Source organism: Caulobacter sp. BE264 (assembly GCF_031457805.1).
Taxonomy (GTDB): Bacteria; Pseudomonadota; Alphaproteobacteria; order Caulobacterales; family Caulobacteraceae; genus Caulobacter.
Window position 1 is genome coordinate 118,848 of the sequence record NZ_JAVDXI010000008.1, and the last position, 14,636, is coordinate 133,483.

Below are 14,636 nucleotides of genomic sequence, written 5' to 3' on the forward strand. Positions count from 1 at the left end.
TTACGGCGGTCGTCGAAAACGCTATCAACCCTGACGACTATCGCGTGATGCGCGGAATCGGGGGAACGTCGGAGGTTCCACCACCGCGTCTGGCGCATGAGGGGCTTTTGCGATGCGCATTCTGATTATCGAGGACGACCTGGAAGCCGCCGGCGCCATGGCGCACGGGTTGAAGGAAGCCGGCTACGACGTCTCGCACGCGCCGGACGGCGAGGCGGGCCTGGCCGAGGCCCAGAAGGGTGGCTGGGACGTCTTGGTCGTCGACCGGATGATGCCCAAGATGGACGGGGTGACCGTCGTCGAGACTCTGCGGCGCGAGGGCGACCAGACGCCGGTGCTGTTCCTGTCGGCCCTGGGCGAGGTCAATGACCGCGTGGTGGGCCTGAAGGCCGGCGCCGACGACTATCTGGTCAAGCCCTATGCCTTCCCCGAGCTGATGGCCCGCGTCGAGGCCCTGTCGCGCCGCCGTGAGACGGGCGCCGTGGCCACCACCCTGAAGGTGGGCGAGCTGGAGATGAACCTGATCAACCGCACGGTCCATCGCCAGGGCAAGGAGATCGACCTGCAGCCGCGCGAATTCCAGCTGCTGGAATTCATGATGCGCCACGCCGGACAGTCGGTGACCCGCACCATGCTGCTGGAGAAGGTCTGGGAGTACCACTTCGACCCGCAGACCAACGTCATCGACGTCCACATCTCGCGCCTGCGCAGCAAGATCGACAAGGGCTTCGACCGGGCCATGCTGCAGACGGTGCGCGGCGCCGGCTACCGGCTGGATCCGTAGTCGGTCCGGCCCGGGCGTGGTAGGATCAGACCATGAACAAGCCGAGCAAGCTCGAAGCGGGTGACATCGATGACCTCTTTGGCCGCCCGCTGACGCAGGCCGAAGAGGATGCTTGGTTCGAACATAACCGCGAAGCCATCGGTCAACTCGCTGATGAAGCTTGGGCCGATTTCGAGCGAGGCGAACATGACGAGCGCAGTTTCGCCGAGATCATCGCCCAGGGCGTCGCCGAACATAACGCCAAACGCTGAGCGGGAAACGACGTGGGGCGCGTCATTAGGGCGAGGCCGGTCAGTCGCGACCTTGACCGTGTTTTCAGGGATGTTTGCGAGAACAATGGCGTCGATGTCGCGAGCGCTCAGTTGAACCGTATAGAGAGCGTCTTTCACCGTTTGAGCGCATTTCCGAGACTGGGTCGTGATCGGTCGGACTTAAGGCCAGGATTGCGGACCTTTTCCGTAAAGCCATGGCAGGTGATCTATCGCTTGACGGGCGAGGATGTAGTCATTCTCCGCATCCTCGATGGCCGCATGAACCTCGCCGCCCAATTCGGCAAGAAGACTTAAAGCGATGCGTCTGCCGCGCCTTCTCCGCACCACGCCTTTTCGGCTGACCCTGCTGTTCCTGGCCCTGTTCGCGGCGGCCGCCAGCGCCTTCCTGGGCTACATCTACGTGGCCACGGCGGGCGAGGTGAACCGGCGCGCCCAAGCCGAGATCAGCCGCGAGTTCGAGAGCCTGGAGGCGGCCTATCGCCAGGGCGGCGTCGACGCCCTGAACCAGACGATCGTCGAGCGGGCCACCAGCGAGCGGCCGTTCCTCTATTTCCTTGCCGACAAGGACGGCAAGCGGATCTCCGGCTCCATAGAGGAGTCGCCGGTCTCGGGCTTCACGGGCGACGGGCCCGAGTGGGCCAGCTTCAAGGTCACCGAGACGGATCTTGACGGGGCTGAGGTCAGGGCCGCCGCGCGCGGCGTGCAGCAGCGCCTGGACAATGGCGAGATCCTGTTCGTCGGCGCCGATGTCGACGCCTCCGAGGCCTATGTCCGCAAGATCGTCCGGGCGCTGTGGGGCGCGGGGGCGCTGGTCATCCTGCTGGGCATGGCCGGCGGGGTGCTGATCAGCCGCAATGTCAGCCGCTCGATGCAGGGGCTGGTCGACGTGGTCAACGCCGTGCGCGGCGGCGACCTGCACGCCCGCGCCCGCGTGCGGGGCACACGCGACGAGTATGACGAGCTGGCCGAGGGCCTGAACGACATGCTCGACCGGATCGAGCGCCTGATGGGCGGCCTGCGCCACGCCGGCGACGCCATCGCCCACGACCTGCGCTCGCCGCTGACCCGCCTGCGCGCTCGCATGGAGGTGGCCCTCATCGACGCCGAGAACGGCAAGGGCGACCCGGTCGCGGCCCTGGAAACCGCGCTGCAGGACGCCGACGGGGTGCTGAAGACCTTCAACGCGGTCCTCGCCATCGCCCGGCTGCAGGCGGCCGGCTCGGCCCCGGACCAGCGGCAGTTCGACGCCTCGGAGCTGGCTGGCGACATGGCCGAGCTCTACGAGCTGTCGTGCGAGGACAAGGGCCTGGATTTCAAGGCCGAGATCGTTCCGGCCCTGGTCATCAAGGGCAACCGTGAGTTCCTGGCCCAGGCGCTGGCCAACATTCTCGACAACGCCATCAAGTACACGCCCGAAGGCGGCGCCATCATGCTGCGCGCGCGCCGCACGTCGTCGGGCGAGCTGGAGTTCTCGGTCACCGACACCGGCCCCGGCGTGCCAGAGGCCGACCGCCCCCGCGTGGTCCAGCGCTTTGTGCGCCTGGAAAACAGCCGCAGCGAGCCCGGCGCGGGCCTGGGCCTGTCGCTGGTCAGCGCTGTGGCCGCGTCGCACGGCGGCCGCCTTGAGCTGTCTGAAGGGCCTGGTGAATACAACGGCATGGGCCCAGGCCTGCGCGTGGCGCTGGTGCTGCCGCGGGTGGAGTAGGGGGCGTCCCTGCGGCCTTCGAGGCGCGCTCAGGCGCACGCACCGCAGGATGAGGGGTTCAGCATCAGCGATCCTCATCCTGAGGTGTGAGCCGAAGGCGAGCCTCGAAGGACGCAGAGAGCCTCCGACCTTCCCCCATGTCGCGTTCAAATAGCCTGCCTGGTTCCCCGATACCGACCTCCCCGGCATTCGCCGGGGAGGTCGGATGTTGGGAGACGCAATCCCCATCCGTCACTGACTTCCAGCGTGCGCGTGTCGCGCGGCCTTACTTGCCCTGCACCCAGGTGATCGCGCCCGTATAGGGGTCCATCTCCGGGGCGAGGCCAGGGCGCAGGTCGCTGTAGTCGGGGCCGCGCGGGGCGACGCTCCAGACCACGACCATGGCCATGATCGCCAGGAAGGTCATGGTCAGAAAGCCGGCGATATCGCGATGCAGGCTGGGCTCGCGGCGGTTCAGCAGCGAAACGCGCAGGATCAGCGGGTGGGTGGCCCAGCCGCAGGCCAGGGGCGAAACGCTTCCGCTCATCTGCGCCTTCATCAGCGCGCGGGCGTAGTCGGCGCGGATGTCCGAGCGCAGGGCCACCACGGTGGCGTCGCAGGCCAGCTCCTGGTCGATGCGGATAAAGCGCTGGGCCACGGCGATCATCGGATTGCACCAGCCCAGGACGCCGGCGCCGGCGATGACCAGGTTGGCGATCGGATCCCCGCGCTGGATGTGGGTGCGCTCGTGCAGCACGATCAGCTCACGTTCCCGGGCGTCGAAGCGCTGGGCGAAGTCCGTGGGCAGGACGATGCGCGGCCACAGGGCGCCCATCACCGCCGGTCCCGCCTGGCCCTGGTCGACGCGGCGGCGGAACAGGCGCTCGCGCAGAACGAGGATGGCCGTGGCGATCGCGCAGCCGATCAGCCACAGCGCCACCAGCTTTGGCGCCGATGCGCCCAGCGGCTGGGTGGGCGCGCCGATGTCCATGGTCTCGGCCAGGCTGGGCAGGAAGGCGGCGGCGGCAGCGGCGGGGACCACGCCCCAGAGCGCATAGGCCCGGCGGGGCCCGAACAGCTGGCGCGCCGAGGGCCGCAGGATCAGCACCAGCAGCACGGCGGCGGCGGCGGCGATCTGGGCCCGGATCAGGGCGAGGGCGAAGAGCTCGATCATGGTCGGGCGGTTCCTGCCGTTTCCTGATCGTCATGGTTACAGCTGTAATACGGAAGGTCAAGCGCCGCGAGCAGGGGGCTGGTCACAACCGATACGCCGGTCCGCAAGGGCGCCTAAGAGCAGGGCGTCCGGCCACAAACCAGACCCGCGCGCCTGACCCAGGGTGGTGGCAGCGCCGTTCGAGATCTCAACTGTCCGGACGAGAGCGAACATGCAGGCGGGCGCGACGATGGACGGGGCGACTTTGGGACGACGGGCGATGCTGGCGGGGCTGGCCGCCGGCGGGGTCGGGGTGAGCGGCCTGGCGGGCTGCGCCAGCGTCGGCGGACCCTTGGCGGCGCGGCGGCCCACCCTGCCGCTGGTTCGGGCCGAGGCTGACCGCATCACCCGCGTGACGGTGTGCTTGCGGCCGTTCCGCAAGGCGGGGCCGCGCCTGGATGTCGAACAGCTGGGCGACAAGACCGTGATCCACAACTACGGCCACGGCGGCAGCGGCTGGTCGCTGTCGTGGGGCTCGGCCGAGATCGTGGCGCGCAAAGCCCTGGCCGACGGACCGCGCGAGGTGGCGGTGATCGGCTGCGGCGCGCTGGGCCTCACCGCCGCCACGGTGCTGCGCCAGGCCGGCGCCAAGGTGACGATCTACGCCGCCGAGCGCCTGGCCGACATCCGCTCGGCCCGGGCCACCGGCACCTGGTCGCCCGACTCGCGGATCGCCGCAGAGGGCGAGGCCCCGGCCGACTTCGCCGCTCTTTGGGAGGGCATGGCGCGGACCTCGTTCCGGCGCTTCCAAGACTATGTCGGTCTGGCAGGCTCGCCGGTGGAATGGAGCGATCGCTACACCTTGTCGGATGGCCCGCCGGCATCTCGCCACGCCTCCGCGCCCGGGGTCCCGAAGTTCCTGGAGCTGGTCGAGCACATCCGCGACATCACCCCGCGTGCGGTCACGTTGGACCCGCGCGATAACCCCTTTCCCGTGGCCCACGCCCGCCGCGCCGCGTCGCTGCAGTTCAACGTCACCGAATACGCCCATGTGCTGATGACCGACTTCCTGCTGGCCGGCGGACGTTTCGAGCGGCGGGCTTTCCAGTCGCCCAGCCAACTGGCCGAACTGCAGGAGCCGGTGATCGTCAACTGCACCGGCTATGGCGCCCGCGCCCTGTGGAAGGACGACAGCCTCATCCCGGTGCGGGGCCAGATCGCCTGGCTGATCCCCCAGCCCGAGCTGCACTACGGCTTCTACTATCGCAACGTCTCGGTGCTGCCGCGCCGCGATGGCGTCGTCCTCCAGCAGGTCGGGGCGTCCGACGCCTATGGCTATGGCGACGATCGCGAGGTCGCCGACATGGCCGAGGCCAAGGCGGCGGTAGCGACGGTGGCCGAGCTGATCGCCCGCATGGGGCCGCACCGGACCTGATCTTGCCGAGGGGCCGGGGGCGGTCCACCGTGGCGCCCATGACTCGCCTCTCTGATCGCCTGACCCCCTGCGGCCCTGTCATCGACGCCAAGGCGGCCGAGCGGGCGCATGAGGCCATCGCCAAGCGCGCCGGCGAGGCGATGACCGAGGTCGACGCGGCCTGGCCCAGCCTGGCGCCGATCTTCGCCGCTTCGCCCTATCTGGCGGGTCTGGCGCGCCGCGACGGCAAGCGCCTGCCGATGATCCTGGGCGGCGATCCCGACCAGACCCTGGCCGAGATCTTGGCCGCCGCCGAGGCCGTCGCCGCCGAGCCGGACTTCGAGACCGCGCGGCGGGTTCTGCGCGAGCTGAAGGCCGACCTGCACCTCTTGACCGCGATCAGCGACCTTGGCGGTGTCTGGGACCTGGATCAGGTGACCGGCGCCCTGACCCGGTTCGCTGACGCGGTGCTGCACGCGGCTCTGGCCCAGGCGGTCCGGCAGGAGGTGGCGCGGGGCGCCCTGACCCATGTCGGCGACGGCGCAGCGGGGCCTGCGCCCGGCCTCTTCTGCGTGGCCATGGGCAAGCACGGCGCGTTCGAGCTGAACTATTCCAGCGACATCGACTTTTCGATCTTCTACGCGCCCGAGAAGCTGCCGGTCGCCGAGGGGCACGAGCCCCAGGCGGTGGCGGTGCGGATCGCCAACCATCTGGGCCGGATCCTGCAGGAGCGCACCGGCGACGGTTATGTGTTCCGCATCGATCTGCGCCTGCGCCCGGATCCGTCCTCGACCCCGCCGGCCATGCCGGTCGACGCGGCCATGGACTACTACGAGAGCGTTGGCCAGAACTGGGAGCGGGCCGCCCACATCAAGGCCCGGATCGCCGCCGGCGATGCGGCCGAGGGCGCGGCGTTCCTGGAGGGGCTGCAGCCGTTCATCTGGCGGCGGAACCTGGATTTCGCGGCCATTGCCGACATCCACTCGATCAAGCGCCAGATCCATACCTACAAGGTCGACGACCGACTGACCGCCAAGGGCGCGGACCTGAAGCTGGGCCGGGGCGGCATCCGCGAGATCGAGTTCTTCGTCCAGACCCAGCAGCTGATCCTGGGGGGGCGTCAGCCGGACCTGCGCAGCCCCCGCACGCTGGACGCCCTCCAGGCCCTGGCCGCCGCCGGCCACGTCACACCCGAGGACGCCGCTTGGCTCACCCAGGCCTACAAGGACCTGCGCGCGCTGGAGCACCGCGCCCAGATGATCGCCGACGACCAGACCCACAAGCTTCCGGAGTCCGATGTCGAGCGCAAGAAGGTCGCGGCCCTGTGGGGCGAGGCGAACCTTCGGGTGTTCGACTCCGCCGTCGGCAAGATCCTCAAGGGCGTCAACCTGCGCTACGGCCGTCTGTTCGCGGGCGAGGAGGCGCTGTCCTCGCGTTTCGGCAGCCTGGTGTTCACCGGCGTCGAGGACGATCCCGAGACTTTGGCGACCCTGAAGCGGATGGGCTTTTCCAACCCCGAGCGGGTGGCCGCCACCATCCGGGGCTGGCACCACGGCCACATCGCCGCCACCCGCACCGAACGGGGCCGTGAACTCTTCACGCGCCTGGCGCCGCGCCTCCTGGACGCGGCCAACGCCACCGGCGCGCCGGACCAGGCCTTCAACCGCTTTTCCGACTTCTTCAGCCGCCTGTCGTCGGGCGTGCAGATCCAGTCGCTGTTCCTGGCCCAGCCGCGCCTGTTCGAGCTGATCGTCGAGGTGATGGCCTTCGCCCCGCGTCTGGCCGCCACCATGGCCAAGCGCCCGACCGCGCTGGATGCTCTTCTGGATCCGCACTTCTTCGGACCGATCGAGACCCCGGCGATCGCGCCCTGGGACCCGGAGGATTTCGAGGGCGCGATGGACGCCGCGCGGCGTCTGTTCCGAGACCAGAGCTTCCGGATCGGCGTGCGGGTGATGAGCGGCAGCGCCGACGCCCGCGACATCGGCCGCGCCTTCGCCGAGTTGGCCGACCTGATCATCGGCGGGCTGGCTCCCGCCGCCCTGGCCGAGGTCGAACGTGTCGGCGGCGCCTTCCCGGGTCAGGTGGCCGTCGTGGCGCTGGGCAAGGCCGGGTCGCGCGAGATGACGGCCAAGTCGGACCTTGACCTGATGACCCTCTACGCCGCCGACGATCCGCGAGGCATGTCGGCCATCAAGGAGTGGAGCGCCGACGTCTTCTATGCGCGGTTCACCCAGCGGCTGATCTCAGCCCTGTCGGCGCCGACCGGCGAGGGGGCGCTCTACGAGGTCGACATGAAGCTGCGGCCCTCGGGCGCCAAGGGACCTGTGGCCGTCAGCTTCGCGGCCTTCGAGGACTATTACGAGCGCGAAGCCGAGACCTGGGAGCTGCTGGCCCTGACGCGGGCCCGAGTGGTCTGGGCCAGCTCGCCGGACTTCAAGGCGCGGGCCGAGGGGGCGATCGCCGCAGCGCTGCGGCGGCCGCGCGATGCGAAGGAGACCGCCGCCGATGTCGTCGAGATGCGCCAGCTGATGGAGCGCGAGCGTCCCGGCAAGGGCGACTGGGACCTGAAGCTGGACCCCGGGGGCCTGGTGGACATCGAGTTCGCCGCACAGTTCCTGCAGCTGGCCCACGCGGCGGATGGCGGTCCGCTAAGGCAGAACACCGGCGAGGCGCTTGCGGCGCTGCGCGAGGCCCGTCTGGCCGATGAAGGCGCGCTCACGCGACTGGAGGCGGCCTGGAGGCTGGAGCAGGACCTTTCGCAGCTGATCAAGGTGGCGCTGGAGGACGGCGCCGACGTCGAGGCCGAACCCAAGGCCTTCAAGACCCTGCTGGCCAGGGCCGGGGGCGTGGCCCAGTTCAAGTCGCTGAGGCCCAAGCTGGCCAAGGCCAAGACCGAGGCGCGGGCGGCCTATGCGGCAGTGGTGAGGGGGTAGGGGCGCTCTGAATTTCTCATCCGCCCCGCGACGGATTCCCCGCCGCCCCGCGTTTCACCTCCATGGGACGGGCTGTCCAGCTTTTGGAGACGATGAGCCTGATGATGAAACGCACCCTGATCGCGACCGGCGCGATGCTGGCCCTGGCCGCGCCGGCGCTGGCGCAGACCGCCGCGCCGACCGGCATGACGCTGGAGCAGTTCCAGGCCAAGAACGGCGACAAGATGTTCGCGCGGCTGGACACCAACAAGGACGGCAAGATCTCGCCCGACGAGTTCGCCGCCATGCGTCGCCAGAACGCCGAGGTCGACGCCAAGGCGGACAAGGCCGGCAAGCGCGGCCAGCGAATGTTCGCGCGCTTCGACAAGGACAAGGACGGTACGCTGTCGCGGACCGAGGCCAACACTGTGATGGCCATGCGCTTCAAGCGGATGGACGCCAATAATGACGGCGTCCTGACGCTTGAGGAGTTGAGCGCCAAGGGCGGCGGGCCCAAGGTCGGGATCTGATGACGACGTGCGCGGCGAGCTGAGGTTTGGTCTCCGACGGGAACGATCCCGACGAAGCCTTGCTGGCGGGGGTGGGACGGGGCGACCCGTCCGCCGTACGAACCCTGCTGGACCGGCGCCTGCCGCGCATTCTCGCCTTGGCGCGCCGGATGCTGAACGACTCCGGCGAGGCCGAGGACGTGGCCCAGGAGACCTTCCTGCGCGCCTGGAAGCAGGCGCGGGGCTGGAAGCCCGGCGGCGCCCGCTTCGACACCTGGCTGCACCGGGTGGCGTTGAACCTCTGCTACGACCGCTTGCGGCGGCGGCGGGAGGTGGTCACCGACAACCCGCCCGAGCAGGTCGACACCGGGCCGGCGCCCGACGCGGGCCTGATGCGCGCCGATCTATCCCGCCGCGTCGAGGCGGCCCTCGCCGCCTTGCCCGAGCGCCAGCGCGAGGCGATCGTGCTTTGCCACCACCAGGGGCTTGGCAATATCGAGGCGGCGGGGTTGATGGAGATCAGCGTCGAGGCGCTGGAAAGCCTGCTCTCGCGTGGACGCCGGGCGCTCAAGGCGTCGCTGGCCGATCTGGCGCGGGGGGACGAGCGATGAAGGAGGCCCGGTCATGACGACGTCTGCGATGTCCGTCGCGCGTTTCGAGGCGCTGGCGGAGGCCTATGGCGGCGAGATCGCGCGTTGGCCCGAAGCCGAGCGCGAGGCCGCGCGCGCCTTGTTGGCGTCCGATCCGACTCCCCTGGCGAGCGTTCTGGCTGCGGCGTCGCAGGTCGACCGGCTTCTGGACCTGGCGCCGGCGCAGGCGGTGGACGCGGCGTTGTTGGGCCGCCTGATCACCGCCGCGCCCCGGACCCCGAACATCGCACGCCGTTGGGCTGCAGGTCTGTCGGCGGCGCTGGGCCTGTCGGCGGCCGCATTCGCCGGCGTGTTGGCGGGTGTGGCGCTGGGAGGACACGTTCACGCGCCGACATTGCCCGCGCAAGCGCCGCACAGCGAGGTGGTCACCGCCGCCGAGGTCTATCAGGACCTGCAGGACGCCCTTCAGGAGCCATCCGAGTTATGAGTGTCTCACGCCCGCTGGTGATCGGCCTGATCGCATCGGCGGCCCTCAATGTGTTCCTGATCGGCGGGATCGCCGGCGTGACCTATGTGCGGCTGACGGCTCCAAAGGCTGCGCCCGCATCGGACGCTGCGGAGCGCACCGGGCCGGCGGGCCCCGCGCCGGCCGCCGCGCCGCCGGTGATCACCCCGGTCTCGCCGCCCGCTGCAACGGAGCAGGGCGCACAAGCCTCGCCAAGCCGCGCGACAGCGCCCGCCCCACCGAACGACAAGCCGGTGAGGCCGGCGACGAGCAAGCCCGCATCGACGCCCGCGCCGATGGTTTCCCCATCGGATCAGCGTCCGGCGCGCGCGCCCATCTGGACGGCGGGCGAGCAGCTTTCGCCGGAGAATCGCGTCGCCCTGCGCCAGACCCTCAGGGCGGTGAATCAGAAGAACCAGCCGATCCTCCGCCAGGCCCGCCAGGAGCGGCGCTCAGCCCTACAGGCCCTGTCGACCCCGGGCGCCGACCCGGCCGATGTGGCGCGCCGTCTGGCCAATGCTCGCGCGCTGGAACAAGAGGCCCGCACCAATGTCGAGTCGGCCTTGGCCGCGTTCGCTTCGACCTTGCCGCCCGCCGAGCGTGCGGCCCTGGCCGAGGGCTTGCAGCAGATCTACGCCGCCCAAGGGCGCGAGCCGGGGGCGCGCGAGCAGGGGGGCGTTCGGCCCGGGCGACAATAATCGCGCGGTCACGTAACCAAACCGCGCGCCGGTGCGTATCATGGTCGCAAGCCACGCCGGAGCGTTCCCATGCTGATCCGTCACGCCGCCGACCTGACCGACAACGACGTCACCGATCATGGGCTCTACCTGAAGCGCCGAACCTTGATGGCGGGTCTGGCCGGGCTGGGCGTGGCCGGCGCTGCGGCGGGCGAGGCGAAGGCCGATCTGACCTACAGCCGCGGCTTCTCGACCACCGAAAAGCCGACCTCGAAAGAGGACATCACCACCTACAACAACTTCTATGAGTTCGGCGTCGACAAGAGCGATCCGGCCGAAAACTCGGGCAAGTTCAAGCCGCGTCCCTGGACGGTGCGCATCGACGGGGCCTGCGAGGCGCCGCGCACGGTCGGGATCGAGGACCTGATCGGCAAGAACAAGCTGGAGGAGCGCATCTACCGCATGCGCTGCGTCGAGGGCTGGTCGATGGTCATTCCGTGGGTCGGGTTCCCGCTGAAGGACCTGCTGGCCACGGTCAAGCCGACCTCGAAGGCCAAGTTCGTGGCGTTCGAGACCGTCATGCGGCCCTCCGAAATGCCGGGCCAGGCCTGGAACACGCTGGACTGGCCCTATCGCGAAGGCCTGCGGATCGACGAGGCCATGCACCCGCTGGCCCTGATGGCGGTGGGGCTCTATGGCGACGTGCTGCCCAACCAGAACGGCGCGCCGTTGCGGCTGGTGGTGCCGTGGAAGTACGGCTTCAAGGGCATCAAGTCGATCGTCCGGATCACGCTGACCGAGAAGCAGCCGGTGACGTCCTGGAACGTGCTGGCCCCGCGCGAATACGGCTTCTACTCGAACGTCAATCCGGCGGTGGATCACCCCCGCTGGTCCCAGGCCACCGAACGCCGCATCGGCGAATTCCGCCGCCGCGAGACCCTGCCGTTCAACGGCTACGGCGAGTGGGTGGCGGACCTGTACCGGGGCATGGACCTGAAGCGGTTCTATTGATGGCGGCGATCTTACCTGTCATCCCGGCCGTAGCGCCAAGCGCGGAGAGCCGGGACCGCCGCATGCGCCGCAGCTTCCGGCGGTCCCGGATCGCCCCTGCAGGGCGTCCGGGATGACAATCAAAAAGAAACGCCCCTCAAAGCTCCAGGACAACCTCGTCTACGGCCTCGTCTGGCTGGCCTGTTTCGCGCCGCTGGCGTGGTTGGCCTGGCGCGGCTACGCGGGCGACCTCGGCGCTAATCCGATCGAGACCCTGATCCGCGACCTCGGGGAATGGGGCCTGCGGTTCTTGCTGGTGGGTCTGGCGATCACCCCGGCGGCGCGGATCTTCAGGCAACCGCGGCTGGTCCGGTTCCGCCGCACGGTCGGCCTGTTCGCCTTCACCTACGTGCTGTTGCACCTGCTCAGCTATGTCGGCGTCGACCTCTATTTCGACTGGACCCAGCTGTGGAAGGACATCCTCAAGCGGCCGTTCATCACGCTGGGGATGTTGGGTTTTGTGCTGCTGATCCCGCTGGCGGTGACGTCCACCAACGGCTGGGTGATCCGCATGGGGCGAGCGGCGTGGAGCCGGCTGCACCAGCTGATCTATCTGATCGTGCCGCTGGGCGTCGCCCACTACTACCTGCTGGTCAAGGCCGACCACCGGCCGCCGTTGATCTACGGCGCGATCTTCGCGGTGTTGATGCTGTGGCGGGTCTGGGAGGGGCGGTCGAAGATGCTCCCCCGCGCCGCGGGGGAGCTGTCGCGGAGCGACTGAGGGGGCGAACTCGGCCTCAGCTCCAGCTCGCCCCCTCCGGCCCTCTGGGCCACCTCCCCCGCAGAGCGGGGGAGGAACGCACCAAACCTATTTCGCCACGCTCTTCGCATAGGCCTGGGCCGCGTCGACGATGCGCAGCACATTCCCGCTCCAGATGGCTTCGATGTCGGCGTCCGAATAGCCCTCGGCCTTCAGGCGGGCGGTGATCTTCGGCAGGTCGGTGATGTCCTCGAAGCCGTCCATGCCGCCGCCGCCGTCCCAGTCGGCGCCGACGCAGACGCCCTTGGGCCCGGCCACCTTCAGGACGTGCAGCATGCTCTTCATGTAGAGGTCGAAGTCGCCGCGGGCTGCCGGATAGGCCTTGTCGATGGCCGCGCGCTTGTCGGCATAGGCCTTCACCGCTTCGGGCGTGGCGGTCTTCATGTCCGGCGCGCGGCCTAGGGCCTCGAGGGCCGCCTTGCGCTCGGGGCTGGGCGTGGTGTCGGTCAGATAGATCGAGTTGATGCAGATCGCCCCGCCGGCGTCGGCGATCTTCTTGATGCGCGCGTCGTCGAGGTTGCGGGGGTGGTCATAGACCGCCTTCGGACCCGAGTGCGAGGCGATGATCGGAACCTTGGACAGGGCCACCGACTGGTCGACGACGTCGTCGCTGGCGTGGCTGACATCGATGACGATGCCCAGGCGGTTGGCCTCGGCCAGCCAGCGCAGGCCCAGCGGCGAATAGCCGTTCCAGATCTTGCCCTTCGGATCGGTCGAGCTGTCGGCCAGCTGGTTGTTGCGGAAGTGGACGGGCCCCGCCATCCGCAGGCCTTCGCGATGGAAGGTGGTGAGCAGGGTCAGGTCCTCGCCCAGCGGCCAGCTGTTCTCCATGCTGACGAAGGCGAACTTCTTGCCGGCCTTGTTGATCCGGCGGGCGTCGTCCGAGGTCAGGGCCAGCTCGAAGCCGGTCTTGGTCCCGGCCAGCATCTCGCGGATCTCGATGGCGCGGCGCAGGGCGTAGTTGCGGGCGTACTCATAGCCGGCGGCGGTCAGGTCGCCCTGGCCGGTGTAGATGACGAAGAAGCCGCCATCGAGGCCCCCCTCGTTCATGCGCGGCAGGTCCACCTGGCTGAAGTCGTGCTCGACCTCATGGCGATCGGTGATGTTCCAGCCGGGCCGCGCGAAGTGGGTCGGGGTGTCGAGGTGGGTGTCCAGGGTCAGGTACTTGTCATGCGCCGCCTTGTCGGCCTTGGACACCGCCGGCGGGGCCTCAGGCTTTTTGGCCTTGATCTGTGCGTCGGCGGCCCCGCCCAGCAGGGCGGTCGAGGCGAGGAGGGCGGTGAGCAGGCGACGCATGGGCGGACTCCGGAGCAATGATACCCGGAAGGCTCAAGGCTGTGCTGGCGGTCGTCAACCCATCTTACGCGGTCACATCAACCCCAGCGCCTTGAAGCTGGCCACGCCGTCGCGACCGACCACCAAATGATCATGCACGGCGATCTTCAGGGCTTTTCCGGCCTCGACGATCTGCTTGGTCATGTCGATGTCGGGGCGGGACGGCGTCGGGTCGCCTGACGGGTGATTGTGCAGGATGATGATGTTGCTGGAGGAGAGTTCCAGCGCCCGGCGCATCACCTCGCGGGGATAGACGGGTGCATGGTCGACCGTACCGCGGTTCATCACCTCGTCGGCGATTAGCTGGTTCTTCTTGTCGAGGAAAAGCACCCGGAACTGCTCGCGGGACTCGTTCGCTAAAGCGACGCGGACATAGCCGAGCAGGGCGCTCCAGGACGAGATGACCGGCCGCTTGGCGATCTTGTCGCGGCCGGCGCGCAAAGCCACCTCGTGCAAGAGCTTCAGGTCCATGGCGGCGGCCTCGCCCACGCCGGGCACGGTGCGCAGCTCCTCGACCGTGGCGCCCAGCACCCCGTCCAGCGAGCCGAACCGCGCCAGCAGCGCCTTGGCCAATGGCTTGACGTCGCCGCGCGGGAAGGTGCGGAACAGGAAAAGCTCGATCAGCTCGTAGTCGGGCAGGGCGACGAACCCGCCCTTGGCGGCGCGCTCGCGCAGGCGTTCGCGATGGCCCAGGTGATGGGCGTGGGCGGACTTGCGGGGCGGCTTGGGCGGTAACGTGGCGGGCGTATGCGCCGTCGGCTCATCGGGCGCGCCGTCGGAGATCGCCAGGGAAGAAACACTGACCATACCGCCCTCGACTCTACGCGAGGAGTAGGCGGTTTATCGTCAGGGTTGTCTAGTGAAAATCCTCCCCCCAATGGGGGAGGTGTCGGCGCGGAGCGACGACGGTGGGGTGATGGACAAGGCCAGCCGGACTTCCCCCCCGTCCGCTGCGCGGACACCTCCCCCGCTAGGGGGAGGATTGAGG

The 14,636-nt window shown here is 69.2% G+C and carries 15 protein-coding genes; 12 read left to right on the forward strand and 3 right to left on the reverse strand.

The window, feature by feature from the left end:
- The first annotated feature begins 112 nt into the window (after nucleotides 1–112).
- From uczR to uczS, 4 genes are read left to right on the forward strand one after another with little or no spacing between them, the layout of a single operon-like run.
- Entirely contained in the window at nucleotides 113–784 is a 672-nt protein-coding gene (gene uczR, locus J2X45_RS17985; RefSeq protein ID WP_310217575.1) for a two-component system response regulator UczR, read from the forward strand.
- A 32-nt stretch (nucleotides 785–816) separates the two neighbouring features.
- Nucleotides 817–1,035 carry a hypothetical protein gene (locus J2X45_RS17990; RefSeq protein WP_310217577.1) on the forward strand — a complete coding sequence of 73 codons (219 nt, stop codon included), beginning with the start codon at nucleotides 817–819 and terminating at the stop codon, nucleotides 1,033–1,035.
- Nucleotides 1,036–1,047: 12 nt separating this feature from the next.
- Nucleotides 1,048–1,350 carry a type II toxin-antitoxin system RelE/ParE family toxin gene (locus tag J2X45_RS17995; RefSeq protein WP_310217581.1) on the forward strand — a complete coding sequence of 101 codons (303 nt, stop codon included), beginning with the start codon at nucleotides 1,048–1,050 and terminating at the stop codon, nucleotides 1,348–1,350.
- Nucleotides 1,351–1,354: 4 nt separating this feature from the next.
- Nucleotides 1,355–2,761: a two-component system sensor histidine kinase UczS gene (gene uczS / locus J2X45_RS18000; RefSeq protein WP_310217583.1), complete on the forward strand. Its 1,407-nt coding sequence runs from the start codon at nucleotides 1,355–1,357 to the stop codon at nucleotides 2,759–2,761.
- 265 nt (nucleotides 2,762–3,026) lie between these two features.
- Here uczS and J2X45_RS18005 read toward each other — a convergent pair whose 3' ends face one another.
- Nucleotides 3,027–3,914, reverse strand: a complete 888-nt coding sequence (locus J2X45_RS18005; protein ID WP_310217585.1) for a M56 family metallopeptidase — start codon at nucleotides 3,912–3,914, stop codon at nucleotides 3,027–3,029.
- A 211-nt stretch (nucleotides 3,915–4,125) separates the two neighbouring features.
- On the opposite strand from J2X45_RS18005, the gene J2X45_RS18010 reads away from it, so the two are divergent.
- The 8 genes from J2X45_RS18010 (at nucleotide 4,126) to msrQ (ending at nucleotide 12,274) form a co-directional block, all read left to right on the forward strand.
- Entirely contained in the window at nucleotides 4,126–5,328 is a 1,203-nt protein-coding gene (locus J2X45_RS18010) for an FAD-dependent oxidoreductase (RefSeq protein ID WP_310217587.1), read from the forward strand.
- A 38-nt stretch (nucleotides 5,329–5,366) separates the two neighbouring features.
- Complete coding sequence (locus tag J2X45_RS18015; protein WP_310217589.1) at nucleotides 5,367–8,243, forward strand: bifunctional [glutamine synthetase] adenylyltransferase/[glutamine synthetase]-adenylyl-L-tyrosine phosphorylase; 2,877 nt, start codon at nucleotides 5,367–5,369, stop codon at nucleotides 8,241–8,243.
- 104 nt (nucleotides 8,244–8,347) lie between these two features.
- The gene (locus J2X45_RS18020) at nucleotides 8,348–8,752 is read left to right on the forward strand and encodes an EF-hand domain-containing protein (RefSeq protein WP_310217592.1); all 405 of its coding nucleotides are present in this window, start codon (nucleotides 8,348–8,350) and stop codon (nucleotides 8,750–8,752) included.
- Nucleotides 8,753–8,778: 26 nt separating this feature from the next.
- Nucleotides 8,779–9,342, forward strand: coding sequence for an RNA polymerase sigma factor (locus J2X45_RS18025; RefSeq protein WP_310217595.1), 564 nt, complete (start codon nucleotides 8,779–8,781; stop codon nucleotides 9,340–9,342).
- Between the two features lie 13 nt (nucleotides 9,343–9,355).
- A complete protein-coding gene (locus J2X45_RS18030) occupies nucleotides 9,356–9,808 on the forward strand; it encodes a hypothetical protein (protein ID WP_310217597.1) in 453 nt (150 codons plus the stop codon).
- Nucleotides 9,805–10,524, forward strand: a complete 720-nt coding sequence (locus J2X45_RS18035; RefSeq protein WP_310217599.1) for a periplasmic heavy metal sensor — start codon at nucleotides 9,805–9,807, stop codon at nucleotides 10,522–10,524. Before J2X45_RS18030 ends, J2X45_RS18035 begins: the two co-directional genes overlap by 4 nt.
- Nucleotides 10,525–10,593: 69 nt before the next feature.
- Nucleotides 10,594–11,514 carry a protein-methionine-sulfoxide reductase catalytic subunit MsrP gene (msrP, locus tag J2X45_RS18040; RefSeq protein WP_310217603.1) on the forward strand — a complete coding sequence of 307 codons (921 nt, stop codon included), beginning with the start codon at nucleotides 10,594–10,596 and terminating at the stop codon, nucleotides 11,512–11,514.
- Nucleotides 11,515–11,626: 112 nt separating this feature from the next.
- Entirely contained in the window at nucleotides 11,627–12,274 is a 648-nt protein-coding gene (gene msrQ / locus J2X45_RS18045) for a protein-methionine-sulfoxide reductase heme-binding subunit MsrQ (RefSeq protein ID WP_310217606.1), read from the forward strand.
- A gap of 87 nt (nucleotides 12,275–12,361) precedes the next feature.
- Here msrQ and J2X45_RS18050 read toward each other — a convergent pair whose 3' ends face one another.
- Entirely contained in the window at nucleotides 12,362–13,609 is a 1,248-nt protein-coding gene (locus J2X45_RS18050; RefSeq protein WP_310217609.1) for a dipeptidase, read from the reverse strand.
- Between the two features lie 72 nt (nucleotides 13,610–13,681).
- Nucleotides 13,682–14,455: a DNA repair protein RadC gene (gene radC / locus J2X45_RS18055; protein WP_310217612.1), complete on the reverse strand. Its 774-nt coding sequence runs from the start codon at nucleotides 14,453–14,455 to the stop codon at nucleotides 13,682–13,684.
- Nucleotides 14,456–14,636 lie beyond the last annotated feature (181 nt).